We start from the raw sequence: 18,125 nt of genomic DNA, 5'->3' as shown, positions 1-18,125 counted from the left end.
ATCATGGATTTGAAAAAGTTAACGTTAGTTGCTGTTTTGGCCGTATCTCAGGCCGCCGCGGCAGTGCCGGCTTTTGCTGAAGCTGTCAATAATACCCCAAGTAATACTACTGTAGTTGGGACAGTTGTTTCAGCTGCGCCGGAGGTAATGCCAGAATCTACTGATCCATTGCCGCCATTGCCGACGGAGACGCCAGGAGGAGTAGTGTCACCGACACCAACACCTACTCCAATTCCTGCAGAGACAGTTGATCCTACGGCTACTGTTGAACCTACAGCAACAATTGCACCTACTGCAACACCGCTTCCGACTGCAACACCTGGAGTTACTACAGAACCTACAACAACAGATGGTGCTCGTGCTGCGGCTAACAGTCAGCTTATTCTTATGATGAACAGCAACAAAATGTATCAGAACGGCCAGGAATATTTAGCTAATCAGCCTATGGCAGTGAAAAACGGCGTATCCTACGTTTCGATCCGGGCTATGGTAGAACGTGTAGGCGTGAAATACGTTTATGATTATAAAACGAAAGAAACCATTGTTACCAAGGGAAGCGACGTTATGCGCTTTAAGACCGACAGCAAGGTCTATACAGTTAATGGTGAGAAGAAGACGATGAAAGGTCCAGCTTACCAATACAAGGGGACTTTCATGGTTCCATTGACATCCATAACTGGGGCACTGGGCATTCCATATACTGTTGATAATGTGCAAAAACGAGTAATCCTTACATTAAACAACAAGCCTAAAGCTTCCTTCACAGTGCCAACTGAAATTTACGCCGGTGAACCAGTGACCTTCGTAACCTCCAGCTCGTCACCAAATGGTGTAGCTATTGTGGATGAAAGCTGGGGAGGTAACAAGCAGGATATCTATGATCAACCAGGATATTATGTAGTAACCTATTCCGTAATGGATGCGAATCAACAGTGGAGTGATCCTTACACCATGACCATCACAGTGCTTAAACCTAATACACCTCCAGTTGCTAATTTCACTACAGACAAGGATTCATACAAGATGGGTGAAATGATTACTTATACCGATCTAAGTAGCGATCCTGATGGTGATGAAATTACCGTAACTTGGACGAACAAGGCCGAGGCTTTCTTTACTCCGGGTCCAGCGACAATTGCTGTCCAAGTAAAAGATTCACATGGCGCGATCAGCACGTTTGAGAAAACCGTTAATATTTCGGATGAAATCTTGTACAGTAAAGAAGATTTCAACAGATTATTTGCATCTCCGGGCAGTGTGTTTAGCATCGATGGATCGATGGTTCCTACTTGGCAGCAAGTAGCTTATAATCTTTCTTCCGAGCCTTATAAACTAATTCGCAGCAACAGCCCAGAAACGGTGTATACAGAAGGTGTTACTTACCGTGAGACTTCTTTGGGTAAAACCCGCTTCTTGATTCACCACAAGAATAACCTGAATATTAAAGCTAAAGTGTATGTGATTGCTACGAATAACAATTTGTACCCAACGACGCTTACAACCGAATATGTGGGCTTTGCAGGCCCAAGCACATATCCTGAAGGTACTGGTAAAATGTCTGTAGAACGTTATTGGAAATCTATGCTTACAAATGAGCATTATAAAACGATTGTTCTGCAACCAGGGGAAAGTGTCTCAATTCTGACCGATCTAAACCAAATTGCTATGAAACCAAGTGAAATTGTTTCACTTCAAGCGGACTTATTTAGTGATTATCCAATCGATTATAATGTCATGTTGATTGATGCGAATAAAGATCCACTGACTACACTTCCAACACTTCCAGTTCTGGATCGAGACGGAGTGCATAATCGGGGAACTTACGAAGATTCTACTCGTATTATCACGGTTACCGATGAGGTAGGAAAAACTCCTGCAAAACTTCTGCTAGGCGATAATTACAGTGATAAGAACCTGGCTGGCGTAGACCCAATGGCAGGTACGGAAGCATCCAATGCCGGTAATTTCGGGGTATTATACAAGATCAGATTCGAAAATGTTGCACCAAACTCATTGATTACGTTTAATCCACGTGGCGGTAACTATATGGGGCCGGTTATGGTTAATAACCAAATCGTGCATATGCCAAGCGTGGGAAGTCTCTCGAACGCTGACATGAACAGTGTGGTTTATCGTAGTGGTGAGTATGGAGGTTCTGTGGAGATTTTGTTCACAGCAGCTTCAGGCAGTAACTTGCCGGTCAATTTCCTCATCACTCCACTTCCAGCAAAGAAATAACAAATAGGAATATCCCTATAAGCTCTATTGGGGAATTATCTACAATAAAGGCCCGGCTGAATATTCCGTAAAGGAATACGCAGCCGGGCTTTTGTTTAAATATAATAATTCAGAGGTTGCGTAGGGGCGCTTCATGGTGCTTCATTGACGGGGCATTTATTTTGGGGCATTATTAAGAGAGTGAAATATAAATGAACTGATCTGATCTTATGGGAGATGAGCGTATGCTGTCGACAGAACAAATATTAGAAGTCATGTCGGGGCAAGGACTGCGAATCACCGACCAACGCAAAACGCTTGCCCAGTTATTCGGCGAGAATAAGGGATATTTGTCAGCGAAGGATGTATATGAGCATATGGGCCGTAAGTATAGCGGACTTAGCTTTGATACGGTGTACCGCAATCTTCGTGTAATGGAAGAGCTTGGTGTGCTTGAACAGATTGTCTTTGAAGACGGAGTGAAGTTCAAGGGAAGCTGCAATCATCAGGATCATCACCATCATATGATCTGCCTTCAATGCCAAAAGACCTACCCGATTAATTTCTGCCCGATGAATTTAACGGATACACCCGATCAATTCCGGGTAGTCAAGCATAAATTTGAGGTGTTCGGTTATTGCAAAGAATGTGAAGAGAACCGGGAAGAAGAATTAGTTGCAGCATCAGATAAACAAAAGGGACTTTAGAAATGGTGACCCTACGCAGAACGATTCAGGCGCCTATTCGGGTGTATCGCAGGTACATTTCCCCTATTAAACCTGCAACCTGCCGCTTCTATCCAACCTGCTCTGCCTATGCCCTGGAAGCCATTGAAGTCCATGGTCCATTGAAAGGCTCATGGCTTGCAGCTAAGCGGATTGCCAGATGTCATCCCTTTCATCCTGGAGGACTTGATCCTGTGCCGCCTCTTCAAGATGAATCTGCTGAGAAGGATTCTGCCCCTGCGACTTGACATGGGGCCTTACCATTGGGTATATTCACAAGTAATAGTATGAATTCCGAAGAACGGATAAGTAAATCGTTACGTCCATTACAGAGAGCCGGAATATGCTGAAATCCGGTATGGAGCGTTAGATTGAATATGGTCCGGGAGGAACTGTGTTCGAGCGGGAACTGCAATTGTGGTTCACGTAAGATAACAGCGTGATCCAGCGTTAATGGACAGTTCCCGCGAGGGAACTGGCGAAGCCTGCGCTCTGTGAAGAGACAGGAAATTTGGGTGGTATCGCGTGAGTTATACTCTCGCCCCATTATGGGGGCGGGAGTTTTTTGTTTTTTAATAAGAAAGGATGATTACTGAATGAGTGAGAAAAAAACGTTTTACCTAACGACACCAATTTATTATCCAAGTGACAAGCTACATATCGGACATGCTTATTCAACCGTGGCAGGAGACGCAATGGCCCGTTACAAACGTCTGCGCGGCTACGAAGTGCGTTATCTAACCGGTACAGACGAACATGGACAAAAGATCGAGCGGAAGGCAGAGGAAGCAGGAAAGACCCCTCAGCAGTTCGTAGACGACATTGTTGTTGGTATTAAGGAGCTATGGCGTAAGCTGGACATTTCGAACGATGACTTCATCCGTACTACGGAAGAGCGTCATAAAAAAGTGGTACAGGATATTTTTGATCGGTTGCTGCAGCAAGGAGACATCTATAAAGGTGAATATGAAGGCTGGTATAGTATCCCAGATGAAACCTTTTACACAGAAACGCAATTAGTTGATATAGTGCGTGATGACAACGGTGTGATTACTGGTGCAAAAAGCCCAGATAGCGGCCACCCGGTTGAGCTGGTGAAGGAAGCAAGTTATTTCTTCCGGATGAGTAAATATGCGGATCGTTTGCTGCAATTTTACGAGGAGAATCCAGAGTTTATTTTGCCGGAATCCCGTAAGAACGAAATGATTAACAATTTCATCAAACCCGGACTGGAAGACCTTGCAGTTTCCCGTACAACCTTTGATTGGGGCGTAAAAGTTAAGGGCGACGAGAAGCATGTCGTGTACGTGTGGATTGATGCCTTGACTAACTATATTACTGCTCTGGGTTATGGTTCCGAGGATCGCACCTTGTATGACAAGTTCTGGCCTGCGGATGTACACATCGTTGGTAAAGAAATCGTTCGTTTCCATACCATTTACTGGCCGATCATTCTGATGGCGCTTGGTGAACCCCTTCCGAAAAAGGTATTTGCCCATGGCTGGTTGCTCATGAAAGATGGAAAAATGTCGAAATCTAAAGGTAACGTAGTTGATCCTGTGACACTGATTGATCGTTATGGCTTGGATGCATTACGTTACTACCTGCTGCGCGAAGTACCGTTTGGTTCGGATGGCACGTTCACACCGGAAAGCTTTGTAGACCGGGTTAACTATGATCTTGCCAACGACCTTGGTAACCTGTTGAACCGTACAGGGGCTATGGTTGAAAAGTATTTTGCAGGCGAGATTCCGGCATATGAAGGAAATGTAACAGCATTTGATGGTGAGCTTCAAGCTGCGGCTGAGAATACTTATTCCAAAGTAGAAGAAGCTATGGAAAAAATGGAGTTTTCCGTGGCGCTGACAGCTATCGGAATATTCATTAGCCGCACCAACAAATATATCGATGAGACACAACCTTGGGTGCTTGCCAAAGATGAAAATAGAACCGCCGAGCTGGCTTCAGTGATGAGACATCTGGTGGAAGGTCTGCGTACCGCTTCAATCCTGCTGCAGCCGTTCTTGACACAAACACCAGCAAAGATCTGGGAACAGCTGGGTATTGAGCCTGGTGAGTTAACGACTTGGGATAGCGGTAAGACCTTTGGCCTGATTCCGGCAGGAACAAAGCTGGTGAAAGGCAATCCAATCTTCCCACGTCTAGATGTGGAGCAAGAGGTAGCTTATATTGCCGAGGCTATGGGCGCTGGTAAAGCTGCGGCTGAAGTGGCGGAAGCGGCTGCTCCTACTGCTGCGGACTCCGAGCCAGTGGAAGAGCATAAAGAGGAAATCGGCATTGACGATTTCGCTAAAGCAGAGCTGCGGGTAGCCCAGGTTATTGCTGCAGAGCCAGTGAAAAAAGCTGACAAGCTGCTGAAGCTGCAACTGGATCTGGGTTATGAACAACGTCAAGTGGTTTCTGGTATCGCGAAATTCTATACACCGGAAGAGCTGGTGGGACGTAAAGTGATTTGTATCGTAAACCTTAAACCGGTGAAGCTGCGTGGGGAGTTGTCCCAAGGGATGATTTTGGCGGCTTCTAAAGATGACCAGCTAACGATCGCTACCGTGCCGGACAGTATGCCAAACGGAGCAGTAGTGAAATAAGACAATACTGTTGTAGAAATTTTTTAATGAGGTTGCTTGAACAAGGGAATGCTCCTTCAGCCGGGTTGGTTGTGGGAGCATTTCTTTTTTATAAAGGACGATACCGTCTTTCTTCTGAGTGAGGTTTCTTTGTTGACTTATCGTAACGATTACTATTATACTACTAATAGTAAAATTTACGATTTGAGGGGTAGATCAATATAATGGCGGCAATGAAATCACGTATAAGTTTGCTCGTCCTTGCACTGGTACTTGTATTTACACTAAGTGCATGCGGACCTAAGAGCAGTGGAAGTATAGTTGAAGGGAAAGTAAATGTAGTTACAACCTTTTATCCTATTTACGAGTTTGCTAAGGAGATTGGCGGGGAAGATATCAATGCTATTAACCTGCTTCCAGTGGGTGTGGAGCCACATGATTGGACACCGCGCAGTCAAGATATTATCAACACTTCTAAGGCACAGCTATTTCTATATAACGGTGCAGGCTTAGAAGGCTGGGTTCCTAACTTTTTAAAAGGCCTTGATAGCAGCAGTAAAGTTAAGGCGGTTGAAGTAAGTCAAGGTATTGATTATATCATGACCGATGAAGATGACGGGCATGATCATGGGGCAAGTGAGGAAGAGTCTCATCAAAATGAGGACACGGATCATAACAGTAATGCCTCAGGAGACAGCCTGCATACAGACCCGCATACTTGGGTAAGTCCAAAATCAGCCATTGTCATGGCTCAGAATATTAAAGAAAGCCTTCAGTCCGTGGATCCTGAGCATAAAGAAGGTTATGAAGAGCGTTACAATAAGCTTGCGGAACGTTTGCAGGCGTTAGACAGTAAATTCAAAGAGGAGCTTGCTAAGCTGCCCAACCATAAGATCGTAGTATCGCATCAGGCTTTTTCTTACCTTGCCCGTGACTATGGATTGGATCAGCATGCGATTATGGGACTTTCGCCAGACGCTGAGCCGCGCGGACAGGATTTAGTGAAGCTTGCGAAAATGGTAAAAGATGAAGGGATTAAGTATATCTTTTTTGAAGAGCTTGTCTCCGATAAACTGGCTAAGACTCTGGCCGCCGAAGCGGGCGTTTCCACTATGGTGCTTAATCCGGTAGAGGGACTTACTGCGGAGCAAGAGAAGAACGGCGATAATTACTTCACTCTGATGGAGAAAAATTTGCAAAATCTGATTATGGCCTTACAATAATAAGGAAAGTATAAGGGAAAGGCGGTACTTAAGCATGCAATCGGTATCCTTGGACTGCCATCAGCATATCATCGATATACAGGATCTTTCTTTTTCATATGGGGAACAGAAGGTGATATCGAATCTTAACTATAGTGTAAGAGAACGAGATTTCCTTGGTATCATTGGTTCTAATGGTGCTGGTAAAACAACATTGATGAAAATGATCGTTGGCTTGCTTCCAGCGAGCAGTGGTGAAATTAAATTATTCGGAACGCCTGTCCGCAAGTTTAAAGACTGGGAACGGATCGGGTATGTTCCGCAAAAGAATGCCTTCAACCCATTGTTTCCAGCAACGGTGCGTGAAGTAGTTCTGTCAGGTCTATATAATAACAAGAATCTGATCCGCAGAGTATCTAAGGCTCAGCATCGTCAATGTGAGGATGCACTTGAAGTCATGCGGATACAAGATATCGCGGAGAAAAGAGTAGGCCAGCTGTCAGGCGGTCAGCAGCAGCGTGTTTTTCTGGCTCGGGCGCTGATTAACCATCCTGACCTGCTGATTTTGGACGAACCTACGGTGGGTATTGATGCCGAATCGCAAGCGGGATTCTTTGAATTAATTACCCATATGCATGCTCATCATCATATGACCTTCCTGATGGTGTCGCATGATATCGACATGATCAAAAATTATTTAGGTCATGAGCCCGTGCAGACGAATGGTAAAATCAACTTTTACTCCCGCCACTCACATGATCTCCAGAATTGCACAGAAGAGAATCTGCAGCACACGCTCTCTTAAGTCATAATTAAACTCTGAGCAGAGGTTTGCCTCTGTTCTCAGTGCATACATAACTTGCGTGTGGAAGTTAGTCAGTAGACAGGGTTTTTACTAGGAGTATTTCGACCTTGTTCCTATTTCTTGTTTTCTCTTATCTAAGCACCGCCCAGTCTGCAAGCGTGTCCCTTTAGGGACGAAAGCGATCTTTCCCCGACCTAACTATGTTCAGTAACACTAACTCCTACGCTAGTTGCACTTAACGGGTGTCCAGAGGGCAGAGCCCTTGGGGCCCTCCCTTGGAAGGGAGGGTTTGGGAGGGATCGAAAAAGGTTTGAAAAAGGTTTGAAAAAGGCTTTAAAATGGTTTGAGTTTTGTATGAAGGAGAGTTTAAGTTGGAAATACTATTTAGCGATTTTTTTCAGCGGGCGCTTGCGGGCGGACTGCTGATTGGTATAACAGCGCCGCTTATAGGCGTTTTTCTTGTGCTTAGACGATTATCCATGATTGGTGATACGCTGGCTCATGTTACTATAGCGGGGGTGGCGCTCGGTTTTCTAACAGGATTTTATCCGCTGGGCGCAGGCCTTATCTTTGCAGTGGTAGCGTCCTTCGCGATTGAAAAGCTTCGCAAGGCTTATAAGAGTTATGCGGAGCTGTCGATTGCCATTATAATGTCGGGCGGAGTGGCGTTGGCTTCACTCTTTTTCACCTTAGGAAAAGGGTATAATGCAGACGTAATGAGTTATTTGTTCGGCAGCATTTATACGCTCGATAATACCGATTTGATCGTGGTAGGCATAGTGACTATAGCTGTTGTAGTGGTAGTTTCGATGTTCTTCAAAGAGTTCTTTTTGCTTAGCTTTGAAGAGGATGCAGCAAGTGTAAGCGGGCTTCCGGTGAAACTGCTTAACATGCTGATCACCATTCTGACAGCACTTGTGATTAGCACAGCCATCAAGATCGTAGGCTCGCTGTTGGTATCTGCTTTGTTGACTATTCCGGTCGCAATCAGCTTATTGCTATCCCGTAGCTTTAAATCCTCGGTCATCCTGGCGGTTATTATTTCGGAGATTGCCGTTGTAGGCGGACTAGTGGTAGCTGGAGTCTGGAATTTGGCTCCCGGTGCAACTATTGTGCTTTTGCTCATATCATTATTGGTATTAACCTTGATCGGTAAAAAGGGTTTGCCAGCATAAACAGCGAATTAAGTAATCGGTATCGCATTAGGCAAGCATAAACGCCTTCGGTGTCCTTGTAAGGACGATAAGCGAAAAAAAGGAGCCATAAGCAGCTCCATGAAGTGACTCGAATGCCGGAAGGAGAGCCGCTATTTTGTCTAATATCAATGCAGGAATTGCTTTAGCCGCAGGGGTGGCATCGTTTATATCGCCATGCTGTTTACCGCTGTACCCCTCTTATTTATCGTACATTACCGGGTTATCCGTTCAACAATTAAAATCAGGCAGCAACTCTAAAGAGGTTCGTATACGCACCCTAACTCATACATTGGCATTTATATTAGGTTTTTCTGCAGTTTTTTACACACTTGGTTTTGGGGCTGGGTTATTCGGGCAATTCTTTAATGGCCAGCGTGATCTGATCCGGCAATTGTCGGCGATTCTAATTATTGTAATGGGTTTGTTTTTGCTTGGGATTTTTCAGCCGCAGTTTTTACTTCGTGAACGTAAGCTTGATTTAAAATGGAAACCGGCGGGTTATGTGGGCTCCTTTATTTTCGGAATTGGTTTTTCTGCGGGTTGGTCACCCTGTATCGGGCCGATTTTGACGGCAATTATTGCTCTTTCGGCAAGCGACCCAGGCACTTGGTTTACATTGATTACCGCGTATAGCATCGGATTTGCTTTGCCATTTTTTCTCTTAGCCTTTTTCCTAGGCGGAGTGAAGCGTATCCTCAAGTATTCGAATCTGCTGATGAAGATTGGCGGCATACTTATGGTATTTATGGGTGTTTTGCTGTTCACGGATCAAATGTTCAGGATCACAGTGTGGCTACAAGGAGTAACGCCGGATTGGCTGATTTTTTAGGTGAAGTAATCAATACCTGCTTCCGGAAAATGCTCAAAAATCCGCTCTGTGATAAATTCTCGCAGGGCGGTTTGCTGTTCATCCGGATAGACATATTTGTTCTGTCCCCAGCGGCCCCATTTCTTTTTGCGTTTCTCCATGTCCATTTCTAGTTTAGATTTCGGGTAACGTTTCTCAATTACAGTCTTGGCTGTTTTGGTGAATCGGTGCTGAATCATTTCAAAGGTTAGACCTTTTCCGATTTCCGGAGGAAGGGTCTTGGCTAATTTGGCCAGCAGCTCCGCATAGCCTTCCTGCCAGCCGTCATACCAAATAATTGGGGCAATGATGAAGCCCAGTGGATAGCCGGCGCGGGCAACCTTTCCAGCCGCTTCAATTCGCTCTTCAAACCGCGAGGTAGCAGGCTCGAAATTTTTGATCACATAGTCAGCATTCACGCTAAAACGAATTCTGGTATGTCCGTTATGCCGCAAATCGAGTAAAGGTTCAACATGTTGGTATTTGGTCACAAAGCGCAGGCGGCCAAGGGGCTCCGCTGCCATGAATGTGATGAGTTCGGACAGAGACCCGGTAATATGCTCCAGTCCTAACGGATCTGAGGTACAGGCTGCTTCAAAAGTCGTGATTTCAGGGCTGCGCTCCTCGATATATTTTTTGGCGGCGTCAATGATGTCTTCGGTATTTACATATACACGAATGTAAGGCTTTGCCCCTAAAGTAGTCTGCAAATAACAATAATGGCAGTGACCCATGCAGCCAGTTGCGATCGGAATTGCATAATCTGCGGAGGGTTTGGATTGGTCAAACTTTAAGGTTTTGCGAAGACCGACTACAAGTGTTCTTTTGGCAATTTTATATTGCTCGACCTCTGTGTCACCCGGGAAATTCATTATACGGTTATGCGATGTAGTCATGCGATAGGGAATATTGTTAGCCTTCACCCATTCCATAATTCGTTCACCTTTCGGGTAATTTAAAGCATCCGGCTCGAAGAAAACAAGCTCGGGGACAAAAAGGGCTGTAGCTTTTCTGGTTCTCTTTACGGGAGGGGTCTCAGGTGTCACTATAGTCATGAATTCACGCTCCTTCTGAAAGATGAGTACGTTTATTATGCCTAACTGAGTCTCATTAGAAGCATGGCAATCATGGGTAACTCCGCAGTATGTTCTCTTGAAGGACTTGCCAAGGGGCGTTAGAAACATGTATCATTGTTAGAGCAAGGTTTGGCTCGGCGCCAGGTTCATTATAGAAAAGAGGTAAATTTTAATGCCAACACCCAGCATGGAGGATTATTTGGAGCGCATATATAAGCTCATTGATGAGAAAGGTTATGCGCGGGTCTCGGATATTGCCGAGGGACTGGAAGTACACCCCTCCTCTGTGACCAAGATGATCCAAAAACTGGATAAGGACGAATATCTCATCTATGAGAAATATCGTGGGCTTGTCCTAACCAACAAAGGGAAAAAAGTAGGGAAACGTCTTGTTGATCGTCATCAACTATTGGAAGAATTCCTCGGTTTGATCGGAGTACAGCAGGAATTTATCTATAATGATGTTGAAGGGATCGAGCACCACCTGAGTTGGGATTCGATTACACGTATCGAAACGTTGGTGGAATATTTCCGCCGCGATGAAGAACGTCTGCAGACTTTATATGCTATTCACAATGAACTGGCAAGCGATTCTTGAAATGTTTTTTCCCGAAACGGATATCGTCCTTAAAGTTATGCCCAGCAAGGCTTTGGTGAGCATAAACTACTAGATGGTATAGCCGTTTCTATTTTGTTTAGTGCAACCTTTCCCAGTTTTTAGCGTCAAAACGGATAAGTCCTTTTTCTGGCTGAGACTGATACCACTCTTTTGAAGGGTGGAATCGGTACATCAACTTGGAGGATTGATCCGTTTTTTCTTTTTTTATAGGATACATATTATTTAGATTTGGGGAGGAATTATGAATTATCGTAAATGGATGTTGGGATTGCTAGTATTAGTATTGTTTCTGCCTTTATGGTCTCCTGGGGCACGTGCGGCAGCTGTGCAGATTACCATTGAACTGGATGGCGAGGCGCTGGCAAGTGATGTGCCGCCGTATATCACAGCTTCGAATGTAACGATGGTGCCAATTAGCGTCATTAGTAAAGGGTTGAGTGCTGGAGTAGTTTGGAATCAAAGCAGTAAGACAGTTACAATCACGCAAGGAGATACAGAGATCAAGCTGACCAGTGGCCAGAAAAGTGCATTAGTTAATAATGCTTCTGTAGCCCTCGACACCTCAGTACAGATTAAGCAGGGACGGGTTATGGTGCCGCTTCGTTTTGTAAGTGAGCAATTGGGGTTACAGGTTATCTGGGATCAGGCAACCAAACATATTTCTTTGTACTCTAATACAGAGCCGCCGCAGGCTGCTGATCCGGAAACACCAGCAGTACCTACAGCGACTCCAGTCGTAACGCCAACGCCGACCCCAGCCCCTACAGCGACTCCAAAACCGACCTCGCCAACAGTTCCAAGTATCCCTGGTGCGTCGGCTAACAAGGAGATGAAGGGAGCCTGGATCTCTACAGTATTTAATCTGGACTGGCCTTCAGTAGCTTCTGCAGGTAACGAAGCGAAACAAAAACAAGAATTTGATAATCTGCTGGACAAGCTAAAAGCTGTTGGTTTTAATGCTGTTTTTGTACAGGTTAGAACCTCAGCAGACAGCCTGTACCCTTCTGTTCTTGTTCCTTGGTCTAAGGTGCTGACCGGCACACAAGGAAAAAATCCGGGATATGACCCGTTGAGCTATATGGTCAGCGCTGCACATTCACGCGGTATGCAGTTCCATGCATGGTTCAACCCATTCCGCGCGACAACGGATGCTTCTACATCCGCATTAGCAAGTAATCATGTGGCTAAGTCAAATCCGGAATGGATTGTAGACGCAGGAGGTAAAAAATACATCAATCCAGGGATCCCAGCAGCCCGCCAGCACATTATCGATACAGTGTTGGAGGTCGTCAAAGGCTATGATGTAGATGGTGTCCATTTGGATGATTATTTCTATCCTTCAGGTGTATCTTTTGCCGATGATACTGCTTATAAGACTTATAACACGAAGAACCTGTCCTCTAAGGCGGATTGGCGCCGCGATAATATTAATGAATTCGTCCGTCAATTGGGAGAACAGATTCATAAGGTGAAACCGAAGGTTTCTTATGGAATTAGTCCGTTTGGTGTATGGCGTAATATCAAAAAAGACAGCACAGGTTCGGATACCACAGCTGGAGTTACCGCTTATGACGATATGTACGCCGATGTTCGGACATGGATCAAGCAAGGCTGGATTGACTATGTCGCACCGCAAATTTATTGGAGTCTGTCCTTTAGCACTGCCCGTTATGATAAGCTAGTAGATTGGTGGGTTAAAGAGGTAGAGAATACGAATGTTAAGCTCTATATTGGGCAAGCTGCTTATAAGGTTGGAGCAAGTGATCAGAAAGCAGAATGGCAAAGTGGCGACCAAATCATCAACCAGCTTAAATATAATGAGAAATATAAAGAGGTTGCAGGCAGTATTATGTTCAGAGCAAATGACATTGTAGTCCGCAATCCGTTTGGATTATCAAATTTGCTGACCTTTTATTTTCAGTCCAAATAAGATAACTGTTCTAGATAAGGAGTCATGAATGCTCCCCCGTGCTCATAGATAAGCAATAGAATCTATGGGAAACGGGGGATTTTTGTGTATGGAGATTAACGCTGTGTTTGAAGGAGGGGGAGTAAAAGGGATTTCTCTCGCTGGAGCAGTTGAAGCCACGGAAAGGGCGGGGCGAACCTTTAAAAAGGTCGCTGGAACCTCCTCAGGCGCGATTGTAGCGACTTTACTGGCTGCGGGTTATGAAGGCGAGGAAATGAGTCGGATGATCCAAGGAACTTCTTTTTCATCGTTTATGAAGCGAGCTCCCATCTATAATACGGCTTGGGTAGGTCCTGCACTGCGAGTGTTATTGAAGAAGGGATTGTATTCGGGTGAAGCCTTGGAATCGTGGATGAGATCGCTTTTGCTAAAAAAGGGAATTATCACTTTTCGTGATCTGCCTCCAGGCAAACTATCTATAATTGCTTCTGACATTACCAATGGCCGGATATTGGTCTTACCAGATGGGTTGGAACAGTATGGAATCTCTCCTGAACATTTTGAGGTGGCTAAGGCTGTGCGAATGAGCTGCAGTATTCCTTATTTTTTTGATCCAGTGATGCTCAGGTTAAATGGACAGTCCGCGAGAGGGAAGTCTTTTATTGAGCAATTTGTATACGTTGTGGACGGAGGGTTATTAAGCAATTTTCCTTTATGGCTATTTGACGGGATGAATGAGAATAGTAAAGTGAGGGGGAAAAGAATCCCTACGGTAGGGTATCAAACAGTAGGTAAAACCGACCCGCAGCCCCACAGGATTAGGGGGCCGTTCAGTATGCTGCAAGCTATGGTAAGCACCATGCTGTCTGCTCATGATGAGAAATATATTGAAGATGATAAATATGTCCGCACGGTAACCATCCCAACGCTTGGTATCGGCACGACCCAATTTAATATTACGAAGATGCAAAGCGACGAATTGTATGCCGCCGGACTGAAGGCAGGGGAAGACTTCTTTAAGGAGTGGCGCCCCAGATAACAAGCAAGCTTTATAATATCAGAAAAAAAGCATCCCACACGTTATTTTGAAACGTGGAGATGCTTTTTGGTGTTTGTTTTTATTTAGTTAATGGTACTTCGGAAGCTGATCATCGTTTTTCCCTTTATTTCCTTCGATGACTTGGAAGGGATAACTTTTACGTTTGCCTGGTGCTGCTTGTGTCTTGCGAATCCCAGCAACCTTGGTCATGGTTTTCTGCGAAGGTTTGACTTTGATTCTAGATCCATTACTGCTGCGAGCGTATTTCCCTGGTCCCATTTTGTAAGCATAATAGATAATCGCTAACAGTACTAAGGGGAGAATCAGCTTCGACAGCGTATAGAAAGGCTCAGTCAAGACTCCAATCACAAAACCGAATATTGCAAGAATTACTGAAATCCAAAAAATTAAAGCATGCCTGATCATAGGACACTCATCCTTTCGCAGGATCCAATATGCCGCCTGACACACTTGCCTCCGTATATCCTCTGGCTTCAATCTCTGCATCAAGCTCACGCATACGATTGAAAGAGGCGATGGATACTTCTACCTGATCATCCTTTGGTTCTTTGGTAGTGAGCAGCTGCAGCCATAGTCCAGGGTATCCCAAGTATTTGAGACCTGGAATTTCTCTTACTGCGTTGGTACCCTTCAGAACCTCAAACGAAACACCGATTACGACAGGCAGCAGAATAATCCGTTGGATCACACGTTCCCAAAGATTATCCCAGGGTACTACGGAGTAAATAATAACGCCGAGGATAATCGTCAGCATCATAAAACTGCTTCCGCAGCGGTAATGCAGACGGCTATATTTCTGAACGTTCTGGACAGTCAGCTCTTCGCCTGCTTCAAAGGCGCTGATGACTTTGTGTTCCGCACCGTGATACTGGAATAGCCGCTTGATCACAGGTGTTTGCGAAATCGCCCATAAATAGACCAGCAAGAGAACCATTTTAATGCCGCCTTCTATGAGGTTGTGCAGTACATAGTTATCAAATGCATTCTTGAATAAAAAATCTTCGACAAATACTGGTACAAGCGTAAAAATGAGCTTTCCGAATAAGAAGGAGAGAATACCCATTACAGCAACGCCAAAAATCATTCCGAGGCTCCAGCCTTCGTCCTTTTTCTTCGGCTTAGCTTTCTCTTTCGCCAGTTCTTCGGGTTCCAATTCATCTTCGGCATAGGATTCAGCCGAATAGTTCAAGTGCTTAGAGCCTTTGGCGCTGGCATCTATAATACTGACAAGGCCGCGAAGCAGCGGAATCTTGCGCAGTTTAGTGACCCAGCTCTTATCGCTTCTTGGCACCTCCAAAAATGTAATCTCCTGATTCTTTCGTCGCACGGCTGTTACATTAATATGCTTGCCGCCGAACATGACGCCTTCAATGACGGCTTGGCCGCCATAGCTGGGAGTTTCCTGGGACAACCAATTCACCTTCCCGTAATTAATATGATTTATATAATACATTGTAACTAATTTTTGAAGACATTACTAGTTGGATCGCCTTTTGCTGCACATACTACCTTATATGGACAAGGAGAGACAAATCGGTATTAAAAATACGGAAAGAGAGGCAATTCTATGAGCAAATCACATCAACAACAATCAGATCATACTAATATTTGGTTTTTTGCGCTCGAATTAGGTTTTTTCGCAGGTTTGATTTGGGGAGGGCTGCACTGGTTAATCTACTGGTTCAGCTTTACCAAGGTTAGTCCTGGTTATTTAGCAGAGCCGTTTTTTAAACATACTTTTCTGACAACAATGTATGGACATCTCGTGGGTTATTTGTTTTTCATCTTATTTTCAGTGATAGCCTCACTGCTATACGTGCTTATTCTGCGCAAGCTGAAGGGACCTTGGCCAGGATTGGTTTATGGTGTTTTGTGGTGGGTAGTTATATTTATTCCCGGCTCGCAAATGTTTCTTATGCAGCCGCCTTTTAAGCTGCCGTGGAACACTGTGATTAGTGAGTTCTGCCTTTTTTTACTTTGGGGGATGTTCATTGGATACACAGCGGCGATTGAGTATACCGACGAACGAAAGCGTGAGCAAGCGACTGCACTTGCCTAACGGCTCGAAAAAACTTCTCAAGGGGATATCCCTATGTTAAAATACAATGTGGCTATTTCGAGAGGAGAATGAAAATGGGTAACGAGCGCGTCTCCAAGCTGCGTAAGGTTTTGCAGGATAAAGGATTGGAAGCAATGTTGATAACCAGCGGTTATAACCGCCGCTATTTAAGTGGATTTACCGGATCGTCCGGTTATGTATTGGTGACAAGCGATGATTGTTATCTGCTAACTGACTTCAGGTACATGACACAGGCTGCGGATCAAGCGGTAGGAGTTAAGGTTGTAGAGCATGGTCCTAAATTTATTGATACAGTACGCGAGTTGCTGCCAACAGGCAGTGAGGTACGTGTTGGTTTCGAACAGGATGATGTCTCATTCAGCGCTTATACCTCATATGCGGAAGCCCTTAAGCCGGCAGTGTTAGTTCCAGTTTCCAAAGCCGTGGAAGACCTCCGTATGTTCAAGGATGCTGAAGAGCTTGCTGTTATGCAACGTGCAGCTGATCTGGCTGATGCTACATTCAATCATATTCTGAATGTGATCAAACCAGGCATGACTGAAAGAGACGTCGATTTGGAAATGGAATTCTATATGCGTACCCACGGGGCAACTGCGTCATCGTTTGATACGATTGTTGCTTCAGGTGAACGTTCGTCCATGCCGCATGGCGTAGCAAGCAGCCGTGTAATTCAAGGTAATGAATTTATTACGCTTGATTTCGGTGCATTACTCGATGGATACTGCTCAGATGTGACTCGTACCATTGCACTCGGAGCTCCAGATCCGAAGCTGAAAGAAATCTATGATATTGTGCTGGAAGCTCAGCTACATACGTTGGCACATATCAAACCGGGTATGACTGGACGGGAATGTGATGCACTGGCACGTGATATCATCGCTAGCTACGGATATGGTGATCAATTTGGACATAGCACGGGTCATGGACTTGGAATGGAAGTTCATGAATGGCCGCGTTTGTCCAAGCTGAGTGACGATATCATGCAGCCGGGAATGGTCGTTACTGTAGAACCAGGTATCTATTTGCCGGGGATTGGCGGAGTACGTATTGAAGACGATATTGTGATCACCGAGAGCGGAATATCGCTGCTGACCCATTCGTCCAAAGAATATACAGTACTGTAAGTAAGAAAAGTAGTAGTTTAATTATCGAATTCAGGAGGGATTTTTAGTGATTTCAGTAAACGATTTTAAGACAGGCTTGACCGTAGAGGTGGACGGTGATATTTTTACCGTTCTTGATTTCCAGCACGTTAAACCAGGTAAAGGTGCTGCGTTCGTTCGCTCTAAGCTGAAAAACCTGCGCAATGGTAACACTGTTGAGCGTACTTTCCGTGCTGGTGAAACTATTGGCCGTGCTATTATTGAGAACCGTGGCGTGCAATATTTGTATGCAAGCGGATCGGAGCATGCTTTCATGGACAACGAAACTTATGACCAATTCGAATTGTCCAGCAAGCAGCTTGAATGGGAATTGAACTTCCTTAAAGAGAACATGACTGTAAACATCATCAGTTACCAAGGTGAAATCCTTGGGATTAACCTGCCTACCAGCGTAGAGCTGAAGGTTGTTGAAACTGAGCCAGGTGTGAAGGGAAATACTGCTCAAGGCGCTACTAAATCGGCCAAGCTTGAAACAGGTCATTCTGTACAAGTTCCTCTGTTCATCAATGAAGGAGATGTGTTGCTTATTGATACTCGCGAAGGTAAATATATCTCCCGCGCGTAGGAAGCATCATACTTGCCGAACTTATAACCAATCAGCCTCCCCCGTTATTACGGTGGGGGGTTTTTGGTATATA

General features: G+C 44.8%; 17 protein-coding genes and 1 other annotated feature. Of the genes, 14 read left to right on the top strand and 3 right to left on the bottom strand.

All coding sequences use genetic code 11. The annotated features are described in order from the left end of the window. Positions 1–3 precede the first annotated feature (3 nt). The 8 genes from MHH50_RS21875 (at position 4) to MHH50_RS21840 (ending at position 9,562) form a co-directional block, all read left to right on the top strand. Positions 4–2,238, top strand: a complete 2,235-nt coding sequence (locus MHH50_RS21875) for a copper amine oxidase N-terminal domain-containing protein (protein WP_076306153.1) — start codon at positions 4–6, stop codon at positions 2,236–2,238. A 224-nt stretch (positions 2,239–2,462) separates the two neighbouring features. Continuing rightward, complete coding sequence (locus MHH50_RS21870) at positions 2,463–2,924, top strand: transcriptional repressor (protein WP_036682896.1); 462 nt, start codon at positions 2,463–2,465, stop codon at positions 2,922–2,924. A 2-nt stretch (positions 2,925–2,926) separates the two neighbouring features. Beyond that, complete coding sequence (gene yidD, locus MHH50_RS21865; protein ID WP_036682893.1) at positions 2,927–3,190, top strand: membrane protein insertion efficiency factor YidD; 264 nt, start codon at positions 2,927–2,929, stop codon at positions 3,188–3,190. A gap of 40 nt (positions 3,191–3,230) precedes the next feature. Beyond that, positions 3,231–3,491: a binding site (T-box leader), on the top strand. A 47-nt stretch (positions 3,492–3,538) separates the two neighbouring features. Then, entirely contained in the window at positions 3,539–5,551 is a 2,013-nt protein-coding gene (gene metG / locus MHH50_RS21860) for a methionine--tRNA ligase (protein WP_076278405.1), read from the top strand. A 212-nt stretch (positions 5,552–5,763) separates the two neighbouring features. After that, the gene (locus MHH50_RS21855; RefSeq protein WP_280775955.1) at positions 5,764–6,753 is read left to right on the top strand and encodes a zinc ABC transporter substrate-binding protein; all 990 of its coding nucleotides are present in this window, start codon (positions 5,764–5,766) and stop codon (positions 6,751–6,753) included. Positions 6,754–6,787: 34 nt separating this feature from the next. Continuing rightward, complete coding sequence (locus tag MHH50_RS21850) at positions 6,788–7,537, top strand: metal ABC transporter ATP-binding protein (RefSeq protein WP_036682888.1); 750 nt, start codon at positions 6,788–6,790, stop codon at positions 7,535–7,537. A 371-nt stretch (positions 7,538–7,908) separates the two neighbouring features. Further along, on the top strand, positions 7,909–8,712 hold the full coding sequence (locus tag MHH50_RS21845) for a metal ABC transporter permease (protein ID WP_036682884.1): 804 nt from the start codon (positions 7,909–7,911) through the stop codon (positions 8,710–8,712). A 136-nt stretch (positions 8,713–8,848) separates the two neighbouring features. Next, positions 8,849–9,562, top strand: coding sequence for a cytochrome c biogenesis protein CcdA (locus MHH50_RS21840; protein ID WP_076220439.1), 714 nt, complete (start codon positions 8,849–8,851; stop codon positions 9,560–9,562). Here the strand turns inward: MHH50_RS21840 and splB are convergent. Further along, the gene (splB, locus tag MHH50_RS21835; protein WP_076278404.1) at positions 9,559–10,635 is read right to left on the bottom strand and encodes a spore photoproduct lyase; all 1,077 of its coding nucleotides are present in this window, start codon (positions 10,633–10,635) and stop codon (positions 9,559–9,561) included. The genes MHH50_RS21840 and splB overlap by 4 nt on opposite strands. 193 nt (positions 10,636–10,828) lie before the next feature. Between splB and mntR the strand changes: the two genes are divergently transcribed. The 3 genes from mntR to MHH50_RS21820 all read left to right on the top strand — a co-directional run bounded on the left by mntR (position 10,829) and on the right by MHH50_RS21820 (position 14,223). Next, on the top strand, positions 10,829–11,254 hold the full coding sequence (gene mntR, locus MHH50_RS21830; RefSeq protein WP_036682880.1) for a transcriptional regulator MntR: 426 nt from the start codon (positions 10,829–10,831) through the stop codon (positions 11,252–11,254). 262 nt (positions 11,255–11,516) lie between these two features. Next, entirely contained in the window at positions 11,517–13,205 is a 1,689-nt protein-coding gene (locus tag MHH50_RS21825; RefSeq protein WP_076278403.1) for a family 10 glycosylhydrolase, read from the top strand. A gap of 88 nt (positions 13,206–13,293) precedes the next feature. Further along, complete coding sequence (locus tag MHH50_RS21820; RefSeq protein WP_340033376.1) at positions 13,294–14,223, top strand: patatin-like phospholipase family protein; 930 nt, start codon at positions 13,294–13,296, stop codon at positions 14,221–14,223. An 87-nt stretch (positions 14,224–14,310) separates the two neighbouring features. Here the strand turns inward: MHH50_RS21820 and MHH50_RS21815 are convergent, their stop codons facing one another. Both MHH50_RS21815 and MHH50_RS21810 read right to left on the bottom strand, forming a co-directional pair. Then, complete coding sequence (locus MHH50_RS21815; RefSeq protein WP_036682871.1) at positions 14,311–14,649, bottom strand: hypothetical protein; 339 nt, start codon at positions 14,647–14,649, stop codon at positions 14,311–14,313. A 7-nt stretch (positions 14,650–14,656) separates the two neighbouring features. Beyond that, on the bottom strand, positions 14,657–15,655 hold the full coding sequence (locus MHH50_RS21810; protein WP_036682868.1) for a DUF1385 domain-containing protein: 999 nt from the start codon (positions 15,653–15,655) through the stop codon (positions 14,657–14,659). Between the two features lie 156 nt (positions 15,656–15,811). Between MHH50_RS21810 and MHH50_RS21805 the strand changes: the two genes are divergently transcribed. From MHH50_RS21805 to efp, 3 genes are all read left to right on the top strand, one after another. Continuing rightward, positions 15,812–16,303 carry a YqhR family membrane protein gene (locus MHH50_RS21805; protein WP_036682865.1) on the top strand — a complete coding sequence of 164 codons (492 nt, stop codon included), beginning with the start codon at positions 15,812–15,814 and terminating at the stop codon, positions 16,301–16,303. Positions 16,304–16,377: 74 nt separating this feature from the next. Then, on the top strand, positions 16,378–17,448 hold the full coding sequence (locus MHH50_RS21800) for a Xaa-Pro peptidase family protein (RefSeq protein ID WP_036682862.1): 1,071 nt from the start codon (positions 16,378–16,380) through the stop codon (positions 17,446–17,448). Between the two features lie 46 nt (positions 17,449–17,494). Next, positions 17,495–18,052 carry an elongation factor P gene (efp, locus tag MHH50_RS21795; protein ID WP_038572538.1) on the top strand — a complete coding sequence of 186 codons (558 nt, stop codon included), beginning with the start codon at positions 17,495–17,497 and terminating at the stop codon, positions 18,050–18,052. Positions 18,053–18,125: the final 73 nt, after the last annotated feature.

It is taken from the genome of Paenibacillus sp. FSL H3-0302 (genome assembly GCF_037982245.1).
Classification (GTDB): Bacteria; Bacillota; Bacilli; order Paenibacillales; family Paenibacillaceae; genus Paenibacillus_AQ; species Paenibacillus_AQ odorifer.
Note: the sequence above shows the minus strand (reverse complement) of the source record. Positions and strands in the feature narration are given on the sequence as shown.